The 24,538-nt window shown below is 57.8% G+C and carries 21 protein-coding genes; 16 read left to right on the top strand and 5 right to left on the bottom strand.

Annotation, left to right across the window (positions count from 1 at the left end):
• The first annotated feature begins 106 nt into the window (after positions 1-106).
• Positions 107-1,357: an IS256 family transposase gene (locus LOY56_RS08770; RefSeq protein ID WP_258617963.1), complete on the top strand. Its 1,251-nt coding sequence runs from the start codon at positions 107-109 to the stop codon at positions 1,355-1,357.
• Here the strand turns inward: LOY56_RS08770 and pdxB are convergent.
• Positions 1,354-2,526, bottom strand: a complete 1,173-nt coding sequence (pdxB, locus tag LOY56_RS08765; RefSeq protein WP_258621086.1) for a 4-phosphoerythronate dehydrogenase PdxB — start codon at positions 2,524-2,526, stop codon at positions 1,354-1,356. The two genes, LOY56_RS08770 and pdxB, sit on opposite strands and share 4 nt — an antisense overlap.
• A 212-nt stretch (positions 2,527-2,738) precedes the next feature.
• Here pdxB and LOY56_RS08760 point away from each other — a divergent pair, with 212 nt between their 5' ends.
• On the top strand, positions 2,739-4,148 hold the full coding sequence (locus LOY56_RS08760; RefSeq protein WP_258621083.1) for an MATE family efflux transporter: 1,410 nt from the start codon (positions 2,739-2,741) through the stop codon (positions 4,146-4,148).
• Here LOY56_RS08760 and tusA read toward each other — a convergent pair.
• Positions 4,145-4,396 carry a sulfurtransferase TusA gene (gene tusA / locus LOY56_RS08755; RefSeq protein ID WP_095052036.1) on the bottom strand — a complete coding sequence of 84 codons (252 nt, stop codon included), beginning with the start codon at positions 4,394-4,396 and terminating at the stop codon, positions 4,145-4,147. The two genes, LOY56_RS08760 and tusA, sit on opposite strands and share 4 nt — an antisense overlap.
• Positions 4,397-4,581: 185 nt before the next feature.
• Entirely contained in the window at positions 4,582-5,655 is a 1,074-nt protein-coding gene (gene rlmM, locus LOY56_RS08750; protein ID WP_258621080.1) for a 23S rRNA (cytidine(2498)-2'-O)-methyltransferase RlmM, read from the bottom strand.
• 222 nt (positions 5,656-5,877) lie between these two features.
• Here rlmM and acnA point away from each other — a divergent pair, with 222 nt between their 5' ends.
• From acnA to LOY56_RS08735, 3 genes are all read left to right on the top strand, one after another.
• A complete protein-coding gene (acnA, locus tag LOY56_RS08745; RefSeq protein ID WP_258621079.1) occupies positions 5,878-8,619 on the top strand; it encodes an aconitate hydratase AcnA in 2,742 nt (913 codons plus the stop codon).
• A gap of 184 nt (positions 8,620-8,803) precedes the next feature.
• Positions 8,804-9,595: a CPBP family intramembrane glutamic endopeptidase gene (locus LOY56_RS08740; protein ID WP_258621077.1), complete on the top strand. Its 792-nt coding sequence runs from the start codon at positions 8,804-8,806 to the stop codon at positions 9,593-9,595.
• 103 nt (positions 9,596-9,698) lie between these two features.
• Positions 9,699-11,264 (top strand): PAS domain-containing methyl-accepting chemotaxis protein, encoded by a 1,566-nt coding sequence (locus tag LOY56_RS08735; protein WP_258621076.1) that lies wholly within the window; start codon positions 9,699-9,701, stop codon positions 11,262-11,264.
• A 117-nt stretch (positions 11,265-11,381) separates the two neighbouring features.
• Here the strand turns inward: LOY56_RS08735 and LOY56_RS08730 are convergent, their stop codons facing one another.
• Positions 11,382-12,062 (bottom strand): alpha/beta family hydrolase, encoded by a 681-nt coding sequence (locus tag LOY56_RS08730; RefSeq protein WP_258621075.1) that lies wholly within the window; start codon positions 12,060-12,062, stop codon positions 11,382-11,384.
• A 95-nt stretch (positions 12,063-12,157) separates the two neighbouring features.
• On the opposite strand from LOY56_RS08730, the gene ccoN (LOY56_RS08725) reads away from it, so the two are divergent.
• The 11 genes from ccoN (LOY56_RS08725) to ccoP (LOY56_RS08675) all read left to right on the top strand — a co-directional run bounded on the left by ccoN (LOY56_RS08725) (position 12,158) and on the right by ccoP (LOY56_RS08675) (position 22,818).
• Positions 12,158-13,582, top strand: coding sequence for a cytochrome-c oxidase, cbb3-type subunit I (gene ccoN, locus LOY56_RS08725; protein WP_258621074.1), 1,425 nt, complete (start codon positions 12,158-12,160; stop codon positions 13,580-13,582).
• 10 nt (positions 13,583-13,592) lie between these two features.
• Complete coding sequence (gene ccoO / locus LOY56_RS08720) at positions 13,593-14,201, top strand: cytochrome-c oxidase, cbb3-type subunit II (protein WP_258621072.1); 609 nt, start codon at positions 13,593-13,595, stop codon at positions 14,199-14,201.
• Between the two features lie 21 nt (positions 14,202-14,222).
• Positions 14,223-14,426 carry a CcoQ/FixQ family Cbb3-type cytochrome c oxidase assembly chaperone gene (locus tag LOY56_RS08715; protein WP_309474884.1) on the top strand — a complete coding sequence of 68 codons (204 nt, stop codon included), beginning with the start codon at positions 14,223-14,225 and terminating at the stop codon, positions 14,424-14,426.
• Entirely contained in the window at positions 14,423-15,379 is a 957-nt protein-coding gene (gene ccoP / locus LOY56_RS08710) for a cytochrome-c oxidase, cbb3-type subunit III (protein WP_258621069.1), read from the top strand. Before LOY56_RS08715 ends, ccoP (LOY56_RS08710) begins: the two co-directional genes overlap by 4 nt.
• A gap of 424 nt (positions 15,380-15,803) precedes the next feature.
• Entirely contained in the window at positions 15,804-16,976 is a 1,173-nt protein-coding gene (locus tag LOY56_RS08705; protein WP_258621067.1) for a hypothetical protein, read from the top strand.
• A 12-nt stretch (positions 16,977-16,988) separates the two neighbouring features.
• The gene (locus LOY56_RS08700; protein WP_258621066.1) at positions 16,989-18,137 is read left to right on the top strand and encodes a bifunctional 2-polyprenyl-6-hydroxyphenol methylase/3-demethylubiquinol 3-O-methyltransferase UbiG; all 1,149 of its coding nucleotides are present in this window, start codon (positions 16,989-16,991) and stop codon (positions 18,135-18,137) included.
• A complete protein-coding gene (locus LOY56_RS08695) occupies positions 18,137-19,078 on the top strand; it encodes a DMT family transporter (RefSeq protein WP_258621065.1) in 942 nt (313 codons plus the stop codon). The genes LOY56_RS08700 and LOY56_RS08695 overlap by 1 nt, the downstream gene beginning before the upstream one ends.
• 518 nt (positions 19,079-19,596) lie before the next feature.
• A complete protein-coding gene (gene ccoN, locus LOY56_RS08690) occupies positions 19,597-21,039 on the top strand; it encodes a cytochrome-c oxidase, cbb3-type subunit I (protein WP_008157290.1) in 1,443 nt (480 codons plus the stop codon).
• A complete protein-coding gene (ccoO, locus tag LOY56_RS08685; RefSeq protein ID WP_009042961.1) occupies positions 21,039-21,647 on the top strand; it encodes a cytochrome-c oxidase, cbb3-type subunit II in 609 nt (202 codons plus the stop codon). The genes ccoN (LOY56_RS08690) and ccoO (LOY56_RS08685) overlap by 1 nt, the downstream gene beginning before the upstream one ends.
• Positions 21,648-21,652: 5 nt before the next feature.
• Positions 21,653-21,838, top strand: coding sequence for a CcoQ/FixQ family Cbb3-type cytochrome c oxidase assembly chaperone (locus tag LOY56_RS08680; RefSeq protein WP_003175465.1), 186 nt, complete (start codon positions 21,653-21,655; stop codon positions 21,836-21,838).
• Positions 21,835-22,818: a cytochrome-c oxidase, cbb3-type subunit III gene (gene ccoP, locus LOY56_RS08675; protein ID WP_258621063.1), complete on the top strand. Its 984-nt coding sequence runs from the start codon at positions 21,835-21,837 to the stop codon at positions 22,816-22,818. Before LOY56_RS08680 ends, ccoP (LOY56_RS08675) begins: the two co-directional genes overlap by 4 nt.
• 80 nt (positions 22,819-22,898) lie before the next feature.
• On the opposite strand, the gene LOY56_RS08670 is transcribed toward ccoP (LOY56_RS08675), so the two are convergent.
• On the bottom strand, positions 22,899-23,897 hold the full coding sequence (locus LOY56_RS08670; protein WP_258621059.1) for a metallophosphoesterase: 999 nt from the start codon (positions 23,895-23,897) through the stop codon (positions 22,899-22,901).
• Positions 23,898-24,538 lie beyond the last annotated feature (641 nt).

The raw sequence follows: 24,538 nt of genomic DNA, 5'->3' as shown, positions 1-24,538 counted from the left end.
CTTTGTAGGGATCCGGTCAGTACGTTAAGCCGAGGTTGCCCCGAGGGTGTCCTGAGGTTTGTGTAAACGGTCATTAGGCGCACACTGCCTTTCCCAAGGAGTCTCAATGACCGAGCCCAAGCGCACTAAACGAGTCAAACCCGATCCTGAACTGGTAAAGCTGGCCGACAGCCTGTTGACCAACTACCGAAAACCCGAAGATCTGATCGGCGAAAATGGCCTGCTCAAGCAGCTCACCAAGATGCTCGTCGAACGAGCGCTGGAAGCTGAAATGACCGAGCACCTGGGGCATGACAAAAGCGCAGCCGTTACCAATGCCGAAGGAAATGCTCGCAACGGCCATAGCGGTAAGACGCTCAAGGGCGACTTTGGCGAGCTACCGCTGGAGATTCCCCGTGATCGCCAGGGAATGTTCGAGCCCCAGCTAGTTTCCAAGCACCAGACGCGTTGGACCGGCTTCGATGACAAGGTCATTTCGCTGTACGCCCGAGGGATGACTGTTCGGGAAATTCAGGGGCACCTGCAGGAGATGTACGGCACAGAGGTCTCTCCTAGCCTCATCTCGGCGATTACCGACGCCGTTAGCGAAGAGGTCAAAGTCTGGCAATCGCGTCCTCTGGACGAGCTCTATCCGATCCTCTACCTCGATTGCATTCACGTCAAAGTGCGCGACAGTGGCGCGGTCAGAACCAAGGCGGTTTACTTGGCCATTGGCGTCAATATGGACGGTCGAAAAGAAGTTCTAGGATTGTGGATCGCACAGACTGAAGGTGCCAAATTCTGGCTGCAAGTAGTCACAGAGCTTAAAACACGCGGGGTAAAAGACATCTTTATCGCCTGCGTGGATGGGCTCAAGGGCTTTCCTGAGGCGATCGAAGTGGTCTATCCGCAAGCCTCGGTTCAACTGTGCATCGTGCATATGGTGCGCAACAGCTTGAAGTTCGTATCGTGGAAGCATCAACGCGAAGCCGCTGCCGACCTCAAGCTTATTTACCGCTCGACGACGGTTGAAATGGCCGAGCAAAAGCTGACCGATTTCGAGGCCAAATGGGATGATCGATACCCTCTGATCAGCCAGTCATGGCGCAAAAACTGGGCGAGGGTCATACCTCTATTCGATTATCCACCTGAGATACGGACGGTGATCTATACCACCAACGCCATCGAGTCGATCAACATGAGCTTGCGCAAGGTCACCAAAAGCAGAGCCTCATTCCCGACTGATGACGCGGTTATGAAGCTCTTTTATCTGGCGCTGAATAACATCAGCAAGAAGTGGACAATGCCAATCAGGGACTGGGCGGGGGCCTTGAACCGGTTCAGTATCCAGTTCGAAGACCGGCTTTTGCAGGATTAACAGCAACGCCGTTTACACAGAATCCCGTACACCCCCGTTGCCCCCAACGCCGCCACGATCCGCTGCAACGCTGGCGAATCCCCCTCGATCCGCACCTTCAACCCATCAATCTCACGCCGCAGCGGGTAATGCTTGCGTAGTGCATCGAACGCCGCACGCTGCTCGTTCACGTTGCCGACAAGGCTGCGACGGAAATCCGCGTCGTCACGGCGTGGGTCGTACACGCCACGGCACAACATCGCCAGTGCCCAGGCCGGATCGCTGTCGGCGTTCAACGTCACTCCCGACAACCACGGCGCTGGCAGCAAGTCGCTCAGGTGAACCTGTTCCGGTTGCCCAAGGAACTCGCAAAACGCCTGATAGATCTGCGCCGTCCCACGCTGTTTGCCGTCCAGGCTATAACCGGCAATGTGCGGCGTCGCCAGCACACACAACTCGGCCAGTGCCACATCGACCTCGGGCTCAGCCTCCCAGACATCCAGCACCGCTTGCAGATCTTCACGCTGCAACAGCACCTGGCGCAGAGCGGTGTTGTCAATCACCGGGCCACGACTGGCGTTGATCAGCCAGGTGCCCGGCTTAAGTTGGTTCAAACGGTTTTTATCGAACAGATGCCAGGTCGACTGAGGGCCTTGCTTGTCCAGCGGAGTGTGCAAACTGATAACGTCGCATTGCAAAATGATTTGGTCGAGGCTGACGTAATCGCCCCCTTCAGCGGCTTGCCGTGGTGGATCGCAGACCAATACGTTCCAGCCCAGGCCTTGCAGAACCTTGACCAGCCTCCCGCCCACTTCGCCTGCACCGACCACGCCGTAAGTGCGTTGAGTCAGGTCGGCACCTTCGATTTCGGCCAGGGTCAGCAGGCTACCCAGAACGTAATCGACCACACCCCGGGCATTGCAGCCTGGCGCGCTGGACCAGGTGATGCCGGCCTGTTGAAAGTAACCCAGATCCAGGTGATCGGTGCCGATGGTGCAGGTGCCGACGAAGCGCACCTTGCTGCCTTCGAGCAATGCGCGGTTGACGTTGGTCACCGAACGCACCAGCAGCACATCGGCCTGCTCGACAGTGGCGCGGTCGATGGCACGTCCCGGCACCCGGCGGATTTCACCGAACCCTGCGAAGAAGGCATCGAGCAGCGGGATATTTTCGTCGGCAACAATCAGCATGGCAGGCTCCTTTGGCGGACCGGCAGTTTAGGCGCAGATGGAGGTGATGGGCCAGCAGGCATTGTTCACCTCAGATGCAAGGGCACCACCACTTGACCTGTCGTAACGTCCAAAACCGATTACAAATCCCTAACACAGGATTTTTCCTGACCACTGCGTCAAGGCGTAGAATGCGCCGCCTCGCGCATCAAAACCTTTTGGACGTTTCGCCCTTGAACTCCGTGACTGACCGCCCCGCCGCTATTTCCCTCAACCGCCCGGCCCGGGTTCGCCTGGAGCTGAAAAACCTGCTCGGCCTGGCGTTGCCGATCATGATCGCGCAACTGGCGACCACCGCCATGGGCTTCGTCGATGCGGTGATGGCCGGACGTGTCGGGCCTCGGGATTTGGCGGCCGTCGCGCTGGGCAACTCGATCTGGGTACCGGTGTTTCTGCTGATGACCGGCACCCTGCTGGCCACCACCCCAAAAGTCGCCCAGCGCTTCGGCGCCGGCACGCACAGCGAGATTGGCCCGATCGTGCGTCAGGCGTTGTGGCTGGCGCTGGTGGTGGGGTTGATGGCGACCGGCATGCTGTTCAGCGCCGAACCGATCCTGCACATCATGAAGGTCGATCCCGAGCTGATCGGCCCGTGCATGCAGTATCTGCACGGCATCGCCAGCGGCCTGCCTGCCGTCGCGCTCTATCACGTGCTGCGCTGCTTCAGCGATGGTCTGGGTCGCACGCGCCCGGCGATGGTCCTTGGTCTGTGCGGGCTGGCGCTGAATATTCCACTGAACTACATCTTCATCTATGGCCACTTGGGTGTGCCGGCCATGGGCGGTGTCGGCTGCGGCTGGGCCACGGCGGTCGTGATGTGGGTGATGGCGTTGGGGATGGCCGGGTGGGAGCGCTGGGCGCCGGCCTATCAGTCGAGCCAGTTGTTCAGCCGTTTCGACTGGCCCCAGTGGTCGGTGATCAAGCGTCTGCTGGGCATCGGCCTGCCGATCGGCATTGCGGTGTTCGCCGAGTCGAGCATCTTCGCCGTGATCGCCCTGCTGATCGGCAGCCTCGGCGCCACCGTGGTCGCCGGGCACCAGATCGCACTGAACTTCAGCTCGCTGGTGTTCATGATCCCCTACTCCCTCGGCATGGCCGTGACCGTGCGGGTCGGCCAGGCACTCGGCCGTGAGGAACCGCGCGAAGCCCGCTTCGCCGCCGGTGTCGGCATGGGCACCGCCCTGACTTATGCGTGCCTGTCGGCGAGCATGATGCTGTTGCTGCGTGAGCCCATCGCTGCAATTTACACCGCCGACCCAACGGTGATTCAGGTGGCCGCGATGCTGATCGTGTATTCGGCCCTGTTCCAGTTTTCCGATGCGATTCAGGTAACGGCGGCGGGCGCACTGCGGGGTTATCAGGACACGCGGGTGACGATGATCCTGACCCTGTTCGCGTACTGGGGGATTGGTTTGCCGGTGGGTTACGCCCTGGGCCTGACCGACTGGCTCGGTGCGCCGAGCGGCCCGAGCGGGTTGTGGCAAGGTTTGATCGTCGGCTTGAGTTGCGCGGCGCTGATGCTGTCGATCCGCCTGACGCGCAGTGCACGCAAGCGGATCCGCATCAGTCATTCGGCGGGTTAAGCGAGTTTTTTGCGAATCCAGTAGAGGTAGGTGCCTGCCTCTTCATGCTGCGCGACCAGTTCATGGTCGAGAAAAACGCAAAACTTGGGGATGTCGCGACGGGTCGACGGGTCAGTGGCGATCACCTTCAGCAGGCCGCCGGGCGCCAGGTCACGGATGTGCTGGTGCAGCATCATCACCGGTTCCGGGCAATTGAGGCCGGTGGCGTCGAGGGTGCCGTCTACCGGCGTATCGATCATTTCACTCATGATTTACTCCTGAAACTTGCCGGCATTGTCGCGCATTGCCGGGTGTCTAGTCACTGACAGCTGATCGTTCCCACGCTCTGCGTGGGAATGCATCCCGTGACGCTCTGCGTCACATCCAAAGGCGGAACGCGGAGCGTCCCCGGCGGCGTTCCCACGCAGAGCATGGGAACGATCGGCACACAAAGTCAGCGGGACTTGGGTTTCTTCACGTCCAATCGGCGCAAATGGCAGGTCACTTCCTCACGGTCGTGATACAGCTGCTTGCAGCCGATCTCGACCCGAATGCCCCGTGCCTTGAACCCGTCGGCAATACGTTCCAGCAAGCGTTTCACTTCGGCATAACGCTGTTTCATCGGCAGCTTGAGGTTGACCACCGCTTCGCGGCAATGCCCCTCGCCAATCCATTCTTCCAGCATCGCCGCGTTGCGCGCCGGTTTCTCGACGATGTCGCAGACCATCCAGTCCACCGGCTGCTTGGGCTTGAAGGTGAAACCGTCAGCCATCAAATGCTGCACCAAACCGGTGTCCATCAGGCTTTCGGCCATCGGACCGTTGTCGATGGCGGTCACCAGCATGCCGCGGTTGACCAGTTGCCAGGTCCAGCCACCGGGTGCAGCGCCGAGGTCGACACCGGTCATGTCGCTGTGCAGGCGCTCGTCCCACTGATCGCGCGGGATGAAATGGTGCCAGGCCTCTTCCAGCTTGAGGGTCGAACGGCTCGGCGCTTCACGCGGGAATTTCAGGCGTGGAATACCCATCGGCCACATCGCCGAATTGTTCGATTCGGCCAGGCCCATAAACACTTCGCGACCACTCTTGAAGGTCAGCAGCAGCCGCGGCTTGTGGGCGTCTTCCACCAGTTTGCCGGCGGCCATCAGCGCCTTGCGCAGGTGGCCTTCGAATTTCTTGCAGAAGTTCGACAGCTCTTTGCCATCGTTGGTGTCGACCATTTCCAGCCACAGGCTGCCGCACAGCGGGAAGTCCGCCATGTGCGCAAGAATCACGCTGATGCGGTCGGTTTCCGGCAGATCAATAAAGATCCCACGGGCCCACTGACGCGGAAAGATCAGGTCGGCGAAACGCTGACCACGCATCAAGCGCTCGGCGCCGTCTTCTTCGGTGCAGATAAATTCGGCGCAGGCGCTGGCGGTTTTGGCCTTGGCATAACCGGCCACGTTCAGCCGCGCGGCATGTTCGGAAATCTCGGAACAGACTTCGCCTTCGAAGCCCGGCCGGCAATGCATAAAGAGGGTGTTCATTTTTACTCCTGGGCAGTTGGCGAAGAATTCAGCCACTGCGCGATGCCCAGACTTGCGTTGAAGCAAAGCCTGTCACGAAAACCGGCGCATGATAGCCGAGATCGGAACCGTGGACTTGTCCATAGAGTCCAGTTATTAGCCTTAACGTCTAAACAGGGCTAGGTTAAGAGCTCTGTCTGTCCCGCCAGTCCGTAGCCGTGCGGACCCAAAGGAGATATTTCAATGCCGTCCCTCGATAGCCTGAAAACCCTTAAAACCTTACAAGTCGACGACAAGACCTACCACTATTTCAGCCTGCCCGAAGCCGCCAAAAGCCTGGGCGATCTCGACAAGCTGCCGATGTCGCTGAAAGTACTGCTGGAAAATCTGCTGCGCTGGGAGGACGAGAAAACCGTTACCGGCGCCGACCTCAAGGCGATTGCCGCCTGGCTCAAGGAGCGTCGCTCCGATCGCGAAATCCAGTACCGGCCCGCGCGGGTGTTAATGCAGGACTTTACCGGCGTCCCCGCCGTGGTCGACCTGGCTGCCATGCGCGCCGCCATGGCCAAGGCTGGTGGCGACCCGCAGCGAATCAATCCGCTGTCACCGGTGGACCTGGTGATCGACCACTCGGTGATGGTCGACAAGTACGCCAGTTCAAGCGCCTTCGAACAGAACGTCGACATCGAAATGCAGCGCAACCACGAGCGTTACGCCTTCCTGCGCTGGGGCCAGCGTGCCTTCGACAATTTCTGCGTGGTGCCACCGGGCACCGGCATTTGCCACCAGGTCAACCTTGAGTACCTGGGCCGTACAGTCTGGACCAAGGACGAGGACGGTCGCACGTATGCTTTCCCGGACACCTTGGTTGGCACCGACTCTCACACCACCATGATCAACGGCCTCGGCGTACTCGGCTGGGGCGTGGGCGGGATCGAAGCGGAAGCGGCGATGCTTGGCCAACCAGTGTCGATGCTGATCCCGGAAGTGATCGGTTTCAAACTCACCGGCAAGCTCAAGGAAGGCATCACCGCCACCGACCTGGTGCTGACGGTGACCCAGATGCTGCGCCAAAAAGGGGTGGTCGGAAAATTCGTCGAGTTCTACGGCGACGGCCTCGCCGACCTGCCGCTGGCCGACCGTGCGACCATCGCCAACATGGCCCCGGAATACGGCGCCACCTGCGGCTTCTTCCCGGTGGATGACGTGACACTGGAGTACTTGCGCCTGTCCGGCCGCACGCCGGAAACCGTGAAACTGGTGGAGGCCTACAGCAAGATCCAGGGCCTGTGGCGCCTGCCCGGCAAGGAGCCGGTGTTCACCGACAGCCTGGCCCTGGACATGGGCAGCGTCGAAGCCAGCCTCGCCGGGCCAAAACGCCCGCAGGACCGCGTCTCGTTGCCGAACGTCGCGCAAGCGTTCACTGACTTTCTCGGCCTGCAATTCAAACCCTCCACCAAGGAAGAGAGTCGCCTCGAAAGTGAGGGCGGCGGTGGCGTCGCGGTGGGCAACGCCGATCTGATCGGTGAAACGGACTACGACCACGAAGGCCGCACGTATCGGCTGAAAAACGGCGCGGTGGTGATTGCCGCGATCACCTCCTGCACCAACACCTCCAACCCCAGCGTGATGATGGCGGCCGGGCTGGTGGCGAAGAAAGCCGTGGAGAAAGGCCTCAAACGCAAACCGTGGGTCAAGAGTTCGCTGGCCCCTGGCTCGAAAGTGGTCACCGACTACTACAAGGCTGCAGGCCTGACCCAATACCTTGATGAGCTCGGTTTTGCGCTAGTCGGTTATGGCTGCACCACCTGCATCGGCAACTCCGGACCGTTGCCGGAGCCGATCGAAAAAGCCATTCAGAAAGCCGACCTGACCGTCGCCTCGGTGCTCTCGGGCAACCGCAACTTTGAAGGTCGCGTGCATCCGCTGGTGAAAACCAACTGGCTGGCCTCCCCGCCCCTGGTCGTCGCCTATGCGTTGGCCGGCACGGTGCGCATCGACATCAGCAGCGAACCCTTGGGCAACGACAAGGACGGCCACCCGGTTTATCTGCGAGACATTTGGCCGAGCACTAAAGAAATCGCCGACGCCGTGACTCAGGTGAACACCGCGATGTTCCACAAGGAGTACGCCGAAGTGTTTGCCGGCGACGAGCAGTGGCAGGCGATCGAAGTGCCGCAGGCGGCGACTTATGTCTGGAACAACGATTCGACGTATATCCAGCATCCGCCATTCTTCGATGACATCGGCGGCCCTGCGCCGGTGGTCAAGGACGTCGAAGGAGCGAAAGTCCTCGCGCTGCTCGGTGATTCGGTGACCACCGACCACATCTCCCCGGCCGGCAACATCAAGGCTGACAGCCCTGCCGGCCATTACCTGCGCGAGCAAGGGGTGGAACCGCGGGACTTCAACTCCTACGGCTCGCGCCGCGGCAATCATCAAGTGATGATGCGTGGCACGTTTGCCAACATCCGGATTCGCAACGAGATGCTTGGCGGCGAAGAAGGCGGCAACACGATTTACATTCCGACCGGAGAAAAGCTGCCGATCTACGACGCGGCCATGCGTTACCAGGCATCAGGCACGCCGCTGGTGGTGATCGCCGGGCAAGAATACGGCACCGGTTCGAGCCGCGACTGGGCGGCCAAGGGCACCAATCTGCTGGGGGTTAAAGCGGTCATCGCGGAAAGCTTCGAGCGGATTCACCGTTCCAACCTGGTCGGCATGGGCGTGTTGCCGTTGCAGTTCAAGTTGGATCAGAACCGCAAGAGCCTGAACCTCACCGGCAAGGAAACCCTGGACATCCTTGGCCTGACGGGCGTCGAACTGACTCCGCGGATGAACCTGACGCTGGTTGTCACCCGAGAAGACAGCAGTAAGGAAAAGATTGAGGTGTTGTGCCGGATCGATACCCTCAACGAGGTGGAGTACTTCAAGGCCGGAGGGATTTTGCATTACGTGTTGCGGCAATTGATTGCCTCGTAACAGCCTGCCGACAACGACACCGCCTTCGGGCGGTGTTTTTGTTTGTATGGCGCACGTCTCTATAATCGCGCGCGCCCAAAAAGATCGCAGCCTTCGGCAGCTCCATTGGATTGCATTCCCCCTGAGCTGCCGAAGGCTGCGATCCTGGCGCCCGAATAGGCTCCTCCGCTCAAAAGGACTCCACATGATCGCACTGCCATGGACTTATCTGGCACTTCTCTCCATTGGTTACGGCCTGGCTTTGATCTACGGCCAACTCAGCTGGCTCGCCGCTATCTCTTTTGCCTTGCTGCTGTCCGCCGGTTTCGCCGTTCGCCAGCAACAGGTTCCCATTGGCCGCTACCTCGGCCACGGTTTGTTCATCATCCTGGCGGTGGCGCTGGCAATGCACTGGCTTCCCGGTTTCTACAACGGTCGCGCCATTGATCCCCAACGTTTCACCGACGATGCCGCGCCGTTTGCCATGTACCTGAATCAGGACAAACCGCTGATCGGTTTCTGGCTGTTGCTGGTTTGCCCGTGGATTGTCGGCCGGCGCTCGTTGCGACTGTCCGTTTATGCCACCGCCCTCGCCCTGACCGTGAGTGCCGTACTGGCCTTGGGTGGCGCGCTGTTGCTGGGCGTGATCAGTTGGGCACCTAAATGGCCAGATCAGTCCTGGTTGTGGGTGCTGAATAACTTGTTGCTGGTGACGCTGGTGGAAGAAGCGTTGTTTCGCGGCTATATCCAGGGCGGCCTGAGCCAGCAATTCGAACACTGGCCTTATGGGGAAAATCTCGCCTTGCTAATCGCCTCTATGTTGTTCGGCCTCGTTCATCTGGGTGCCGGTTGGCAATGGGTATTGCTGGCGAGTCTGGCGGGTGTCGGTTATGGCCTGGCCTACCGTTTTGGCGGGTTGGGCGCGGCCATCGCCACCCATTTTGGTTTGAATCTGCTGCATTTCGGGCTGTTCACTTATCCGATGCTCGCCGGCTGACGTAACGGTCGTTTTGCGACCTGTCACTGATTATTGAAAAAACGCTTCAATAAATGCCTGGCAATGCCGATACACACACAAAGCCTTGCGGATTGAAATAGCCATGCGTAACAACCAGCCCATTACACAACGCGAACGGACCTTCCCGGCTCAGCAACGGTTGATTTCCACCACCGATGCCAAGGGCGTGATCATCTATTGCAATGACGCTTTCATCGAAATCAGCGGGTTTAGTCGCGAGGAACTCATCCGTGCGCCGCATAATCTGGTCCGTCACCCCGACGTCCCGGCTGCGGTGTTCGCCCATATGTGGGGCACACTGAAACAAGGCTTGCCATGGATGGGCATTGTCAAGAATCGCTGCAAAAACGGTGACCACTATTGGGTTAACGCCTATGTCACACCGATGTTCGACGGCAATCAGGTGATCGGTTACGAGTCGGTGCGGGTCAAACCCACCGCCGAACAGATTCGTCGCGCCGAAACGCTTTACCAACGCATCAACCAGGGCAAGTCTGCGGTCCCCTCTACAGACAAATGGCTGCCGGTGTTTCAAGACTGGCTGCCCTTCATTCTGGTCAGCCAGTTGAGCTTCATGATCGGTGCCACCCTGACGTCCCAATGGGGCTTCGCCCTCGCCGCCGGCCTTTCGGTGCCGTTGGGCTTGATGGGCTTGAGCTGGCAACAGCGCGGTATCAAGCGTTTGCTGCGCCTGGCCGAACAGACCACGTCCGACCCGCTGATCGCACAGATGTACACCGACAGCCGTGGTGCCCAGGCACGCCTGGAGATGTCAATCCTCAGCCAGGAAGCACGCCTGAAAACCTGCTTGACCCGTTTGCAGGACACTGCCGAACACCTGACCGAACAAGCGAAACAGTCCGACACCCTTGCCCACGACAGCTCCACTGGCCTGGAACGTCAACGCGTCGAAACCGAGCAAGTGGCGACCGCTGTGAATCAGATGGCCGCCACCACCCAGGAAGTCGCCAGCCATGTGCAGCGCACCGCCGACGCCACTCAGGAAGCCAATCGCCTGACCGGCCGCGGTCGCGACATCGCCGGGGAAACCCGCGAAGCCATTCAGCGCCTGTCGGTGGTGGTCGGTGAAACCGGCCTGACCGTTACGCAACTGGCCAAGGACAGCGACGAAATCGGCGGCGTGGTCGATGTGATCAAAGGCATCGCTGACCAGACCAACCTGCTGGCCTTGAACGCGGCGATTGAAGCGGCTCGCGCCGGTGAGATGGGCCGTGGTTTTGCGGTCGTGGCCGACGAAGTGCGGCAATTGGCGCAACGCACCAGTGAGTCCACCGGGCAGATCCATACCTTGATCGCCAAGCTGCAACAAACCGCCAGCTCGGCGGTGCAAACCATGGAGACTGGTCATCGCCAGGCCGAAGAAGGTGTGGCACGGGTGTTGGAAGCGGACCAGGCACTGGTGGGGATCAGTGAAGCGGTGGCCAACATCACCGACATGACCACCCAGATCGCTGCCGCTACCGAAGAGCAAAGTGCAGTGGCCGAAGAAATCAGCCGCAACATCAGCAACATCTCGCAACTGGCTGACCAGACTTCGGAACAGGCACAGCATTCGGCGCTGTTGAGTGAAGAACTGACCAAGACGGCGAATACCCAGTATTCGTTGGTGGAGCGGTTTAATCGTTGATTGTTGCCCCCTGATCGTTCCCACGCTCCGCGTGGGAATGCAGCCCGGGACGCTCCGCGTCCCAACAGCGGACGCAGAGCGTCCATTGAGGCATTCCTTTGCTGCGCGTGGGAACGATCACTGACCTAGAAACGTAGTCACCCTGCCCGCCGCAGCCCCCAAATGCTGCTCATGCGTAAACCCCGAAGCCTTCAACGGCTTCAAGTCATGGTCCGCCGCCACCAACCAAAACACCTCGATACTCGGCGCCAAGTTATAAGCCTCGACAGCCGACCGATTACCCAGCGCATCCCGTTCACCCTGCACAATCAACGTGCGAGTCTTCAGCGCCGCCAGATGCTCGACCCGCGGCTTCTGCGGTTTGCCCACCGCATAAAACGGATACCCCAGACACACCAGTGCATCCGCGCCCAACTCATCCGCCAACAAACTCGCCATCCGCCCGCCCATGGACTTGCCGCCAATGGCCAGGCGCCCAGCGACATGGCGTCGCACCACGGCATACACCTCACGCCAGCACGCCTGCAATTTGGGCGCCGGGTTCGGGGGGCGTTTACCGCCATCGATACGCCGCTGCACCATGTAAGGAAACTCGAAACGCAACACGTTGACCCCTTGTGCGGCAAGGCGTGCAGCCATGTCGCTCATCCAGCCGCTGTCCATCGGCGCACCGGCACCGTGAGCAAGAATCAGCGTCGCCGAGGCCGGCGCCGTGGCGGCATTCCACAACCATCCATGATCGCGCACGCACTGCGCCCATTGATCCCCGTCAATACTGGCCTTGTGCTGTTTGTCCATGCTTGCCTCGCTTTTAGTCTGCCTATAACTCCAGGCGAAGGGAGCGTTGCCTTGCGCAAACGTGCTCACTTCGGCTGAACCGTGGATGGGGAACCATGAACACTTCTATCAGTACCGCCTACAACTACAAGGTGGTCCGCCAATTCGCCATTATGACGGTGGTGTGGGGCATCGTCGGCATGGGGCTCGGGGTTTTTCTCGCCGCTCAATTGGTCTGGCCTGAACTCAACTTCAACCTGCCATGGACCAGCTTCGGCCGTCTGCGTCCGCTGCACACCAACGCGGTAATCTTCGCTTTCGGCGGTTGCGCCCTGTTCGCCAGTTCCTTCTATTCAGTACAACGCACCTGCCAGACCCGATTGTTTGCGCCGAAAATCGCCGCGTTCTGCTTCTGGGGCTGGCAGCTTGTGATTCTGTTGGCGGCCATCAGCCTGCCACTGGGTTACACCAGTTCCAAGGAATACGCCGAGCTGGAATGGCCGATCGACATCCTGATCACCATCGTCTGGGTGGCCTATGCCGTCGTGTTCTTCGGCACGATCATGCAGCGCAAGACCAAACACATCTACGTCGGTAACTGGTTCTTCGGTGGCTTCATCATCACCGTGGCGATCTTGCACATCGTCAACAACCTGGAATTGCCGGTGAGTTTCACCAAGTCCTATTCCCTATACGCCGGCGCAACCGACGCCATGGTGCAATGGTGGTACGGTCACAACGCCGTAGGCTTTTTCCTCACCGCCGGTTTCCTCGGGATGATGTACTACTTCGTGCCGAAACAGGCCGAGCGTCCGGTGTATTCCTATCGCTTGTCCATCGTTCACTTCTGGGCGCTGATCACCCTGTACATCTGGGCCGGCCCGCACCACTTGCACTACACCGCACTGCCGGACTGGGCACAGTCGTTGGGCATGGTGATGTCGCTGATCCTGCTGGCGCCAAGCTGGGGCGGGATGATCAACGGGATGATGACGCTCTCGGGTGCGTGGCATAAGTTGCGCAGCGACCCGATCCTGCGTTTCCTCGTGGTGTCGCTGGCGTTCTACGGCATGTCGACCTTCGAAGGGCCGATGATGGCGATCAAAACAGTGAACGCCCTCTCCCACTACACCGACTGGACCATCGGCCACGTTCACGCCGGCGCGCTCGGCTGGGTGGCGATGATTTCCATCGGCGCTCTGTACCATATGATCCCGAAAATCTTCGGCCGTACGCAGATGCACAGCATCGGTCTGATCAACGCGCACTTCTGGCTCGCAACCATCGGCACCGTGCTGTACATCGCGTCGATGTGGGTCAACGGCATCGCCCAGGGCCTGATGTGGCGCGCCGTCAACGAGGACGGCACGCTGACTTATTCCTTCGTCGAAACCCTGGTGGCCAGCCACCCAGGCTTCGTCGTGCGACTGGTGGGCGGCGTGGTCTTCCTCAGTGGCATGTTCCTGATGGCTTACAACACCTGGCGCACCGTGCGGGCCTCGCAGCCTGCCGAAGCCGCCGCTGCCGCGCAGATAGCCTGAGGAGGCCGCCATGAAACACGAAACAATCGAGAAAAACGTCGGCCTGCTGATGTTGCTGATGGTATTCGCCGTGAGCATCGGCGGCCTGACCCAGATCGTCCCGCTGTTTTTTCAGGACGTGACCAATAAGCCAGTCGAAGGCATGAAGCCCTACACCGCGCTGCAACTGGAAGGTCGTGACATTTACATCCGCGAAGGCTGCGTCGGTTGCCATTCGCAAATGATCCGCCCGTTCCGCGCCGAGACCGAGCGCTATGGCCACTACTCGGTGGCCGGGGAAAGTGTCTGGGATCATCCGTTCCTCTGGGGTTCGAAACGAACCGGACCTGACCTGGCCCGAGTAGGCGGTCGCTACTCCGAAGACTGGCACCGCGCGCACTTGTACAACCCGCGCAACGTGGTGCCGGAATCGAAGATGCCGGCCTACCCATGGCTAGTGGCCAATCAGGTCGACAGCAGCCACACCGAAACCAAGATCCGCGCCATGCGCACCCTCGGCGTGCCGTACACCGACGAAGACATCTCCGGTGCCACAGCCTCGCTCCAGGGCAAAACCGAAATGGACGCGCTGGTCGCCTACCTGCAAGTGCTCGGCACTGCCATCAAGAGCAAGAGGTGAGCCATGTCCATGCCCTTTGAAATAGTCAGCGAAATAAGCGGTGGAATGATCCGAGGCTTAGGCACGGTCGTGGTGTTCGTGGCCTTCGTCGGCCTGACGCTGTGGGTGTTCAACAGCAAGCGCAATCCGGAGTTCGCCGAAGCGCGCCTGCTGCCATTCGCCGACGAGCCGCCATCCGAAAACAGCACCCAACAAGAATCCGCCACAAGGAGTACCCAGCCATGACCACCTTCTGGAGTACGTGGATCTGCGTACTGACCATCGGCAGCCTGATCGGCCTGACCTGGCTACTGATCGGTACGCGCCGAGGAGAAACCAAGGGCAGCACCGACCAGACCATGGGCCACAGCTTCGACGGCATCGAGGAGTACGACAACCCGCTGCCGCAGTGGTGGTTCATGCTGTTCGCCGGGACCTTGGTGTTTGCCGTTGGTTATCTGGTGCTTTACCCGGGCCTGGGCAACTGGAAAGGCATCCTGCCCGGTTACGAGAACGGCTGGACCGGCGTCCACGAATGGGAAAAGGAGATGAACAAGGCTGACGCGAAGTTCGGGCCGATCTTCGCCAAATTCGCTGCCATGCCCATCGAAGAAGTGGCCAAGGACCCGCTAGCGCTGAAAATGGGTGGTCGTCTGTTTGCATCCAATTGCTCGGTGTGCCACGGGTCGGATGCCAAGGGCGCGTTCGGCTTCCCTAACCTGGCCGACAGCAATTGGCGCTGGGGCGGCGATACCGACATGATCAAAACGACCATCATGGGTGGTCGCATGGCCGCGATGCCGGCCTGGGGTCAAATCCTCGGCGATGCTGGTGTGAAGAACGTTGCAGCCTATGTGCGTCATGAACTGGCCGGCCTGCCCTTGCCGGAAGGCAGCACAGCTGATCTGCACGCTGGACAGCAAGCGTTCAGCAGCACCTGCGTGGCCTGTCATGGGGCAAACGGCCAGGGCACTGAAGCCATGGGGGCGCCGAATCTGACGCAACCGGCCGGATTTATCTACGGTACAAGCCTGGCGCAACTGCAACAAACCATTCGTCATGGCCGCCAGGGCCATATGCCGGCGCAGAACGAATTGCTCGGCAACGATAAGGTGCAACTGCTCGCGGCTTATGTGTATAGCCTTTCCAGAGGTGATGAGCAGTTGAACGGCAAGTTTCAAGCTACAAGCGGTAAGTAGAGTCAAAAGCGAAAGCTGCAAGCGACGAGATCTCTCTTGAAGCTTGCAGCTCCCGGCTCTTAATCCCTTTGCCTTCAGAGCACCCGCATGGTCCACAGCAACAGCGCGGGCAAATCTAGCAGACTCAACTGTATAAAAATAACTATCAGATCTGATAGTTATTTGACTCGACCCCCTCGTCTATCATCCAACTCCAGTTCGCCTTTACACCTTGCCGATAAAGGCCGCGCTGGCATAAGTACGACCACTACAGGGGGGGGCTCATGCTCTTAGTGCACATGAATATAGACCGCATGGTCTCTAGCACATGTCATAACTCCCTCCTGTAAGTGAATCGCCTTTATTGGTTCTCTCAAACAGTCTGATGGATGGATAGGACAAACAGATGCCAAGGACGCAGACTGGCGGGTTAGCCAGTATAGACATGAATATATCTATTGCCCTGCTTGCTCAACGCCTGGGACAACATTCGGTGACAAGCAATGCAGAGGCAGTGTCTGGTGAGTACGCAAAGGCTCTGAATGCCTTCGAATTACTCTGCAACTTGAATTTGCGTGATCGCGAAATCGCCCGCGAAATTATATCAAATGACTTCACAGCATTATGCGCCGCATACCCCAATGCCTTTTCTGCATTGATCAATTGGGCCACCGGCGACCTGATCGCTACCAGGCGTTGCTGGGTCTTCCACCTCGAACAATTCCCCTGCGACATTGTTGCTTCATTCTTGCTGCACATGTTCGACTTTCTTCACGGTTACCCAGATCGCTACGGGGAATACCTGTTGAATGATGCCCGGTGCCACGACCCAATTCTAGGCGGCTTTTATCAGGGTATTCTCGCTTTCTCTCTATGTGAGCAGGGTCGCTACGTCGAAGCGCTTCCACTTGCACTGGAGGCACACCAGAAGAACGCCGATGACATCTACAGCCTGCACGCCCTGGTGCATGCATGGCATGGTGCAGGCAATCACGGGACGATAGTCGATCACCTTCAACGAGCCGTAGCGTGGCGAGATAATGCTGGCATGAACATCCACGTGAATTGGCACTTGGCTGTTTCTTTGCTGCAGACCGGCCACATCAAGCCTTCGCTATTGGCATATCGAGGGTTCAGGTCTCTGACCGCCGGACATCATGCCGAGCAAGACCTCGATGCCGTGAATTACTGTATCCGTCTGTACTGCAGCCAACTCTCACGCCCGACCTTTTCGGCGGAATATGTATTGCTTGCAAGGAACTGGGCGCCGTCAATCTACAACTCGTTGTCTTACTTCAACGATCTGCATGCAGCCATCGCGTTCATGCTGGCCGGTGATCACACTTTGCTGAAAAAACTCAGGGAGCGCCCACCTCTTCGGGGGTTGGACGAGGATCTGCAGCAGATCGGCCAGCAATTGATCAATGCCATAGCGGCGTTCGCCGAGGAAGACTACAGCAACTGCGCCGATAGCTTGCAGCACTCCCGGAGCCGCTGGTATCGCATTGGTGGTAGCCGCGCCCAACGCGAAATACTTGAAATATTACTTGAAACCGCACTTCGCTTTGCCAGTGGCAGTGCGTCGCAAGTCCGCACCTCTGAAACTGTATTGGACTGAAAGGAATTCAGCATGAGTAACGCACGCAACAAAGTCACGCTCACACATTTGAGTGAACTCTCACGGCTCATGCCTCAAGATCTGCCACGGGACCGGGTATTAGAGGCATTAGGGTACCTCTCTCTTGAATGCTCATCTGGCTTAGGCAAACTGTCCTTTAGGGATGGCTGGATCGCGGAGTACCACCATCTGAGCACTGCTGTGCAACTCACTCCAACAAATGATCTTCTGCTGTTTATCACGTCGGGGGGTGTAAAGGTCGATAGCGCGAATAACTCGCCAGAGTATGTAAAAAGCGGAGATCAGGTGCTGGTGAAGGCTGGCGCAAGGACTCATGTAATACCGGTAAGCGATTATGGTGAGGTCAGTTTCATTGCGCTGTCCGTAGAGCTTGATCTTGCCCAGATCATGGAGAGCATGGCTGATGTGAGGCCAGTACAGCCGCCCTATTACTGGGGGTACGATAAACGCTATGCCCAGACCTACGCTGAGGGAGGCACGACTTGGGAAACCCAGGAGCCCAACGACATTGTGGTCATGATGGTGCCTGAACTGATCATCGATAAGGCGCATGAAAAAATTCTTGATCTGGGTTGTGGTGAAGGACGAGACACCATTTGGCTTGCCTCACAAGGCTTCAATGTGACGGGTGTCGACGTATCCGCCGCCGCGTTGGATCGAGCCCGAGAGATCGCAGCGCAGCATAAGCTGTCCCCAAACTTCCTCGAACGCGACGTAGTCTTCCTGCGCGGTCTGAGAGACGAGAGTTTTTCGGTTGCCCTAAACATGGGCTGCCTGCATATGATGGATTCCAGTGATCACAGAGCAAAACATCTGGCACGCACATTCGCGTTACTGAGACCAGGTGGCACCTTTATCCTCAATCACTGCAAGAAAGATTGGGGCAAGGGGTTCTGGTCGCTGGATGATTATCAGACGATTGAGAATGCACAATTTGGGGACGTCATCCCGCGCAAGATCAGGCTCTCCGACGGTACAACCAAGGAAGTTATGATGGAGGTTTTGCACAACAAGGTCATGTCTGGCGATGCCTTGCGTGACGAGCTTCGAAATGCAGGCTTTGTCGATATCGAAGTGCTCGAGGAGGACAAGTTCACATTTGGCAATTCCGCTATCGCGATCTGTAGGAGACCTTCCTGATGCTCAATGCTGTGCTGTTCATAACGTTGTGCCTGAGTTGGGGCACAACATGGGTCGCCATCAAGGTTGGGGTGGCCGCCGTCCCCCCCTTATACTTTGCAGGCACACGGTTCCTGATTGCCGGCGCGCTGATACTCATGATCGCGGCGATAATGAATGGCTGGCGCTCACTGCTCGTCAAAGCCTCCGACTGGCGTGAACTGAATGTCATGTCGCTACTGGTAGTCTCAGTTTGCTTTGCATTGATTTTCTGGGGTGAGCAGTTTGTCTCGGCCGGTATGGTCGCCATCGTGGTTCAGGGTGCCATTCCGATACTTCTGCCGCTATTCACATCATTGCTCACCGGCGAGAAGTTCAAGCGCACCAGCCTGCTGTCCGGTTTGGTTGGCCTGGCGGGGCTAGGCGTGATCTTTGCCCATGGAATAGTGGAGAATAATGATTCCACAGCGTTGGCTAGCCCAACGTTGCTGGGACTGTTGGCCATCGTACTGGGAACCGTGAGTTACTGTTATGGATCCGTGAAAGGTCGTCCCCTGTTGGCGAGGAACTCGCCAGTGGCTATCGCGGGTTGGCAAAACCTTATTGGCGGTGCCATGACACTCGTGGGTTCGCTGATATTCGAGATACCGTCTCATACGTCTGCGGACTACTTGGCGATCTTCAGGCCTGATGTACTGTTTGCCTGGATATGGCTGGTGGTGGTGGGCTCTGCCATTGGCTTTGTGCTGTACATTGTGCTCCTAAAAGCATGGGGCCCCGCCAGGTTATCACCCTATGCATTCGCCACGCCGGTGGTGGCAATCTTCATTGATTTCGCTTTGTTTGGAAATCATCTGAGTTTGCAGGACATGGCAGGTGTGGGGTTGATCTTCACTGCACTGACCATTGCCTTCTACAAGCCCAAGGTAAAAGCCACTGACAGTCCTAGCGTCACGACCTAAGGTGCAGAGAAGCGGCACCGTAGAGCAGCAAGTTTCAAGCTGCAAGCAACGAGATCCCTCTTGATGCTTGCAGCTTAAAGCTCCCCCACTGCTTCTTTTTGTCACACCCTCCCTTGGTCTTCCTTTCGGTTCGCCGGATTCGGGTCTAAGCTTCCCTGCGATGCGGACGGTCCAGCGCCGGTTCCAGGTCGATTCAACCCGATGTGTTCGACGAATTTGCTCGATGACAGGCCGCAAAGGCTGGTAGACACCGGCTGATCGTTCTCTTTGCCCTCTGTTACCGATCGTCGTGTTTGAACATACGCCGTTACAACTGACCTGACCCCCTCGCCTCTTTCATCCGTTGCGACATTTTGTCCGAGGGCAATTTTGTCCTTACGCGGCGCATGGAAAGGCCGCAGAATCAGCTTTTGAAAGCATTGACCCACGTCATGGCGCGTTGCAATGCCCCCCCGCTTTCTCCATACTTGCGGCCGATTTTTACTCCTAATAAAACACCCAAACCGTGGAACCTTAGAATGAGCACAGCAATCAGTCCGACTGCTTATAACTATAAGGTAGTCCGCCAGTTCGCCATCATGACGGTGGTCTGGGGGATCCTTGGCATGGGGCTCGGTGTCTTCATCGCCTCACAGCTCGTATGGCCGGAATTGAACTTCGGTCTGCCGTGGACGACTTTTGGACGCTTACGCCCGTTGCACACTAACCTGGTGATTTTCGCCTTCGGTGGTTGTGCGTTGTTTGCCACTTCCTATTACGTCGTGCAGCGAACCTGCCAAACGCGACTGATTTCCGACAGCCTCGCGGCCTTCACCTTCTGGGGTTGGCAAGCGGTGATCGTCGGCGCGATCGTGACCTTGCCGCTGGGTTACACCACCACCAAGGAATACGCGGAACTGGAATGGCCCCTGGCTATTCTGCTGGCCATCGTCTGGGTTACTTACGGTCTGGTGTTCTTCGGCACCATCACCAAGCGCAAGACCAAGCACATCTATGTCGGTAACTGGTTCTACGGTGCCTTCATCGTCGTGACGGCGATGCTGCACATCGTCAACCACGCCTCCCTGCCGGTCAGTTTCTTCAAGTCCTACTCGGCCTACGCCGGTGCGACTGACGCAATGATCCAGTGGTGGTACGGCCACAATGCCGTGGGCTTCTTCCTGACCACTGGCTTCCTGGGGATGATGTACTACTTCGTTCCGAAGCAGGCCGAGCGTCCGATCTACTCCTATCGTCTGTCGATCGTGCACTTCTGGGCGCTGATCACCCTGTACATCTGGGCCGGTCCGCACCACCTGCATTACACCGCACTGCCGGACTGGGCTCAGTCCCTGGGCATGGCGATGTCGATCATCCTGCTGGCTCCGAGCTGGGGCGGCATGATCAACGGCATGATGACCCTGTCGGGCGCCTGGCATAAGCTGCGCACCGACCCGATCCTGCGCTTCCTCGTGGTGTCGCTGGCGTTCTACGGCATGTCGACCTTCGAAGGCCCGATGATGGCCATCAAGACCGTCAACTCGCTGTCGCACTACACCGACTGGACCATCGGCCACGTACACGCTGGCGCGCTTGGCTGGGTGGCGATGATTTCGATCGGCGCGATCTACCACATGATCCCGAAACTGTTCGGTCGTGTGCAGATGCACAGCATCGGCCTGATCAACACGCACTTCTGGCTCGCGACCATCGGTACCGTTCTGTACATCGCATCGATGTGGGTCAACGGCATCACCCAGGGCCTGATGTGGCGTGCAATCAACGACGACGGCACGCTCACCTACTCGTTCGTCGAAGCACTGCAAGCCAGCCACCCAGGCTTTATCGTTCGCGCCCTGGGCGGTGCGTTCTTCGCCAGCGGCATGCTGTTCATGGCCTACAACGTATGGCGTACCGTACGTGCCTCGAACCCGGCTGAAGCCAAAGCTGCTGAACAGATTGCTGTAGTTGGAGCTCACTGATGAAGCATGAAGCAGTCGAGAAGAATATTGGCCTGCTGGCCTTCTTCATGGTTATCGCCGTCAGCATCGGCGGCCTGACTCAAATCGTTCCGCTGTTTTTCCAGGACGTCACCAACAAGCCGGTCGAAGGCATGAAGCCTCGCACCGCCCTTGAGCTGGAAGGCCGCGACGTGTACATCGCCAACGGTTGTGTCGGTTGCCACTCTCAGATGATCCGCCCGTTCCGTGCTGAAACCGAACGTTACGGCCACTACTCGGTCGCCGGTGAAAGCGTTTGGGACCACCCGTTCCTGTGGGGTTCCAAGCGTACCGGTCCTGACCTGGCCCGTGTCGGCGGTCGTTACTCCGATGACTGGCAGCGTGCGCACTTGTACAACCCGCGCAACGTCGTGCCTGAGTCGAAAATGCCGGCCTACCCGTTCCTCGTGGAAAACAAGCTCGACGGCAAAGACACCGCCAAGAAAATGGAAGTCTTGCGCACGCTCGGCGTCCCTTACACCGACGAAGACATCGCCGGCGCCAAGGATGCCGTGAAGGGCAAAACCGAAATGGACGCGCTGGTGGCCTATCTGCAAGGCCTGGGCACCATCATCAAAAGCAAACGGTGATTTAGATGGATATCGGGATGATTCGTGGCCTGGGCACCGTTGTTGTGATGGTGGCCTTCATCGGTCTGGCGCTGTGGGTGTTCAGCCCCAAGCGCAAGTCGGAGTTTGAAGACGCGACCTTGCTGCCTTTCGCGGATGATCCCGAAGCCATCAAGCACGTCGAGCAAGCTTCTAGGAGTAACAAAGAATGACTACGTTCTGGAGTCTGTACGTCACAGTCCTCAGTCTCGGCACCATCTTCGCCCTGACCTGGCTGCTGCTGTCCACCCGCAAGGGCCAGCGCAGCGAATCCACCGATGAAACGGTTGGTCACTCCTTCGACGGGATCGAGGAGTACGACAACCCATTGCCGAAATGGTGGTTCATGCTGTTCGTGGGCACCATCATCTTCGCCCTCGGCTATCTGGTGCTGTACCCAGGCCTGGGTAACTGGAAAGGCCTGTTGCCAGGTTACAACTATCTCGATAACGACAAGCAGACCGCGTTCGCCAACGGCCAGACTGGCTGGACCGGCGTTCACGAGTGGGAAAAGGAAATGCTCCGGTCGGACGCCAAGTTCGGCCCGATCTTCGCCAAGTTTGCTTCCATGCCGATCGAAGAAGTCGCCAAAGACCCGCAAGCCCTGAAGATGGGTGGCCGCCTGTTCGCCTCCAACTGCTCGGTTTGCCACGGTTCCGACGCCAAAGGTGCCTACGGTTTCCCTAACCTGACCGACGCCGACTGGCGCTGGGGCGGCGAAGCAGAAACCATCAAGACCACCATCATGGGCGGTCGTCACGCCGTGATGCCGGCCTGGGCTGCCGTGATCGGCGAGCAAGGCGTTGCTGATGTTGCCGCGTTCGTGGTGACCAACCTCGATGGTCGCAAGTTGCCGGAAGGCACCAAGGCTGACCCGGTTGCGGGCCAGAAACTGTTTGCCGCCAACTGCGTGGCATGCCACGGCCCGGAAGGCAAAGGGACTCCAGCGATGGGCGCACCTAACCTGACCCACCCGGCGGCATTCATCTACGGTTCGAGCTTCGCTCAACTGCAGCAGACCATCCGTTACGGCCGTCAGGGCCAGATGCCTGCGCAAGAACAGCTGCAAGGCAACGACAAGGTTCACCTGCTGGCTGCTTACGTCTACAGCCTGTCTCATGGTGAGAAGGCAGCGGACGCGGACGCCCAGTAAGGCAAACGCCTGATGCAACAAAAAAACGGCCCCGCCAGTGAGAATTGGCGGGGCCGTTTTCATTTCAGCCGCAGCTCTGCTTACTTCAAGACAGGAATGACCTCCACGACTTCACGGCTTGGCCAGTTACTATCGCGAACCGCATTGACCGTCAGAGACTGTCCGTCATTGGAAAAGCTGGCAATCAGATAGGTTTGCTGAGAAGCAGACCCACTCATGAATACCGGTACTTCACCAAAATGCTTCCATTTATTCGCATACAGATGAATCCCGACGCCCCAGTGATCATGCCCGCCGAAGACGGCTGTCACCTTGTATTGCTTGATCATCTGTTGAAACCTAGAAATTTGCGTATCACTGCCTGCCCAGTCATAAACCTTGTGCATATTGAGAATAATAATTTTGCCCTGCGCTCTCGCATGCTTCAAATCACGCTCAAGCCAGTCCAGCGCATCAGTCACTTCAAAGGAAGTTCGAGCAATCGGATTGCCGGAAGTAAAACTTACGGCATAAGTCGGCTCGTTATGCAATTGAACCAAATGCACATCACCCACATCCTTTGAATAGGCGAGGCTGCCGTAATAAACGACCCCCAAACCCGCACTTCTTGCCGCCAGATCCATGGACACTCTCTTCCCCCAGTAACGCCCCTTGAGATCATTGATACTACCGGCCGCACAGTTATTCAAAAAGCAATCGTCGACATTATTGGCGTAATCATGATTACCTAAACCATAGTCATAGAGCCCTTCCAGCTTATTCTCGAAGACCGACCTGATATAGGAGCGCTCGCCGCCATGACCAAAGGCGGTGATATCTCCGTTAATCATCACGGGTATACGCGATGCGCCACCATTGAGGCTCCTGAAGCTCGCAATATCGGAGTACTGAAGCTCTATCAACTCTCGCGATCGTGTTTCTTTATTCGGGTCCGTCATATTCTTGTCGGTGAGATCGCTCCAGGGGTACTGCGAATCTGAAGCAAATATCATATGCCGAGGCGACTCTGCAGCGTAGGCCCCAGACATAACCAACAACATGGCAAGGCAGCTCAATACTTTATTAACTTTAAACATCATAGAATTCCATTTCCAAAATAGCGCAACTTTCAAGTTGAGTGACACACTCAAACCCAAAACTAACGCAAAGACGCTTTCAAAACAAACCCACGCAACGCTCCACCCAACAAAACCTATTACAAATCTCGTCCACTACCTACTTAATAACTTGAAACCGATGCTTGTTGGCTTCCGCCCCCTGACAGGTGATAGCTTACTTCCAGCTTGATGATTGAACTAAAAATTCTCTCTTAACTATTCTGATCAACACCAACCCAACAGTAATTCAACACACAAGGAAGTCATGATGTCCGAGCAAAACACGAGCACTCACTACCCTGACAACATTGAACATCCAACGAACAATGAAGACACTGCACTGACAGAAGGGGTCAACGAGACAAACATCATCCCGAAACGTCGTCCAAGGTCGCGAATATCGAAAGCAGCGCAGATAGAAAACGCGGTACCGGCGGACTGGACAGCCTGGGAGGCGGCCGGCTTCCTTTAGGCTGGATTAACCGCCACAGTTATGGGGTGCAGCGCGCTGCACTCCATAACTGTATTGCGCGCCGGTTGCCAAGGAAGAATAGGATCCGTCTATAGTCAATTGACCTGCATCATGCTTTGTTACATTCGCTACACCATTCGTAATTTTTCCC

This window comes from Pseudomonas sp. B21-048 (assembly GCF_024748615.1).
Taxonomy (GTDB): Bacteria; Pseudomonadota; Gammaproteobacteria; order Pseudomonadales; family Pseudomonadaceae; genus Aquipseudomonas.
This window is presented reverse-complemented; position numbering and strand designations above follow the sequence as displayed.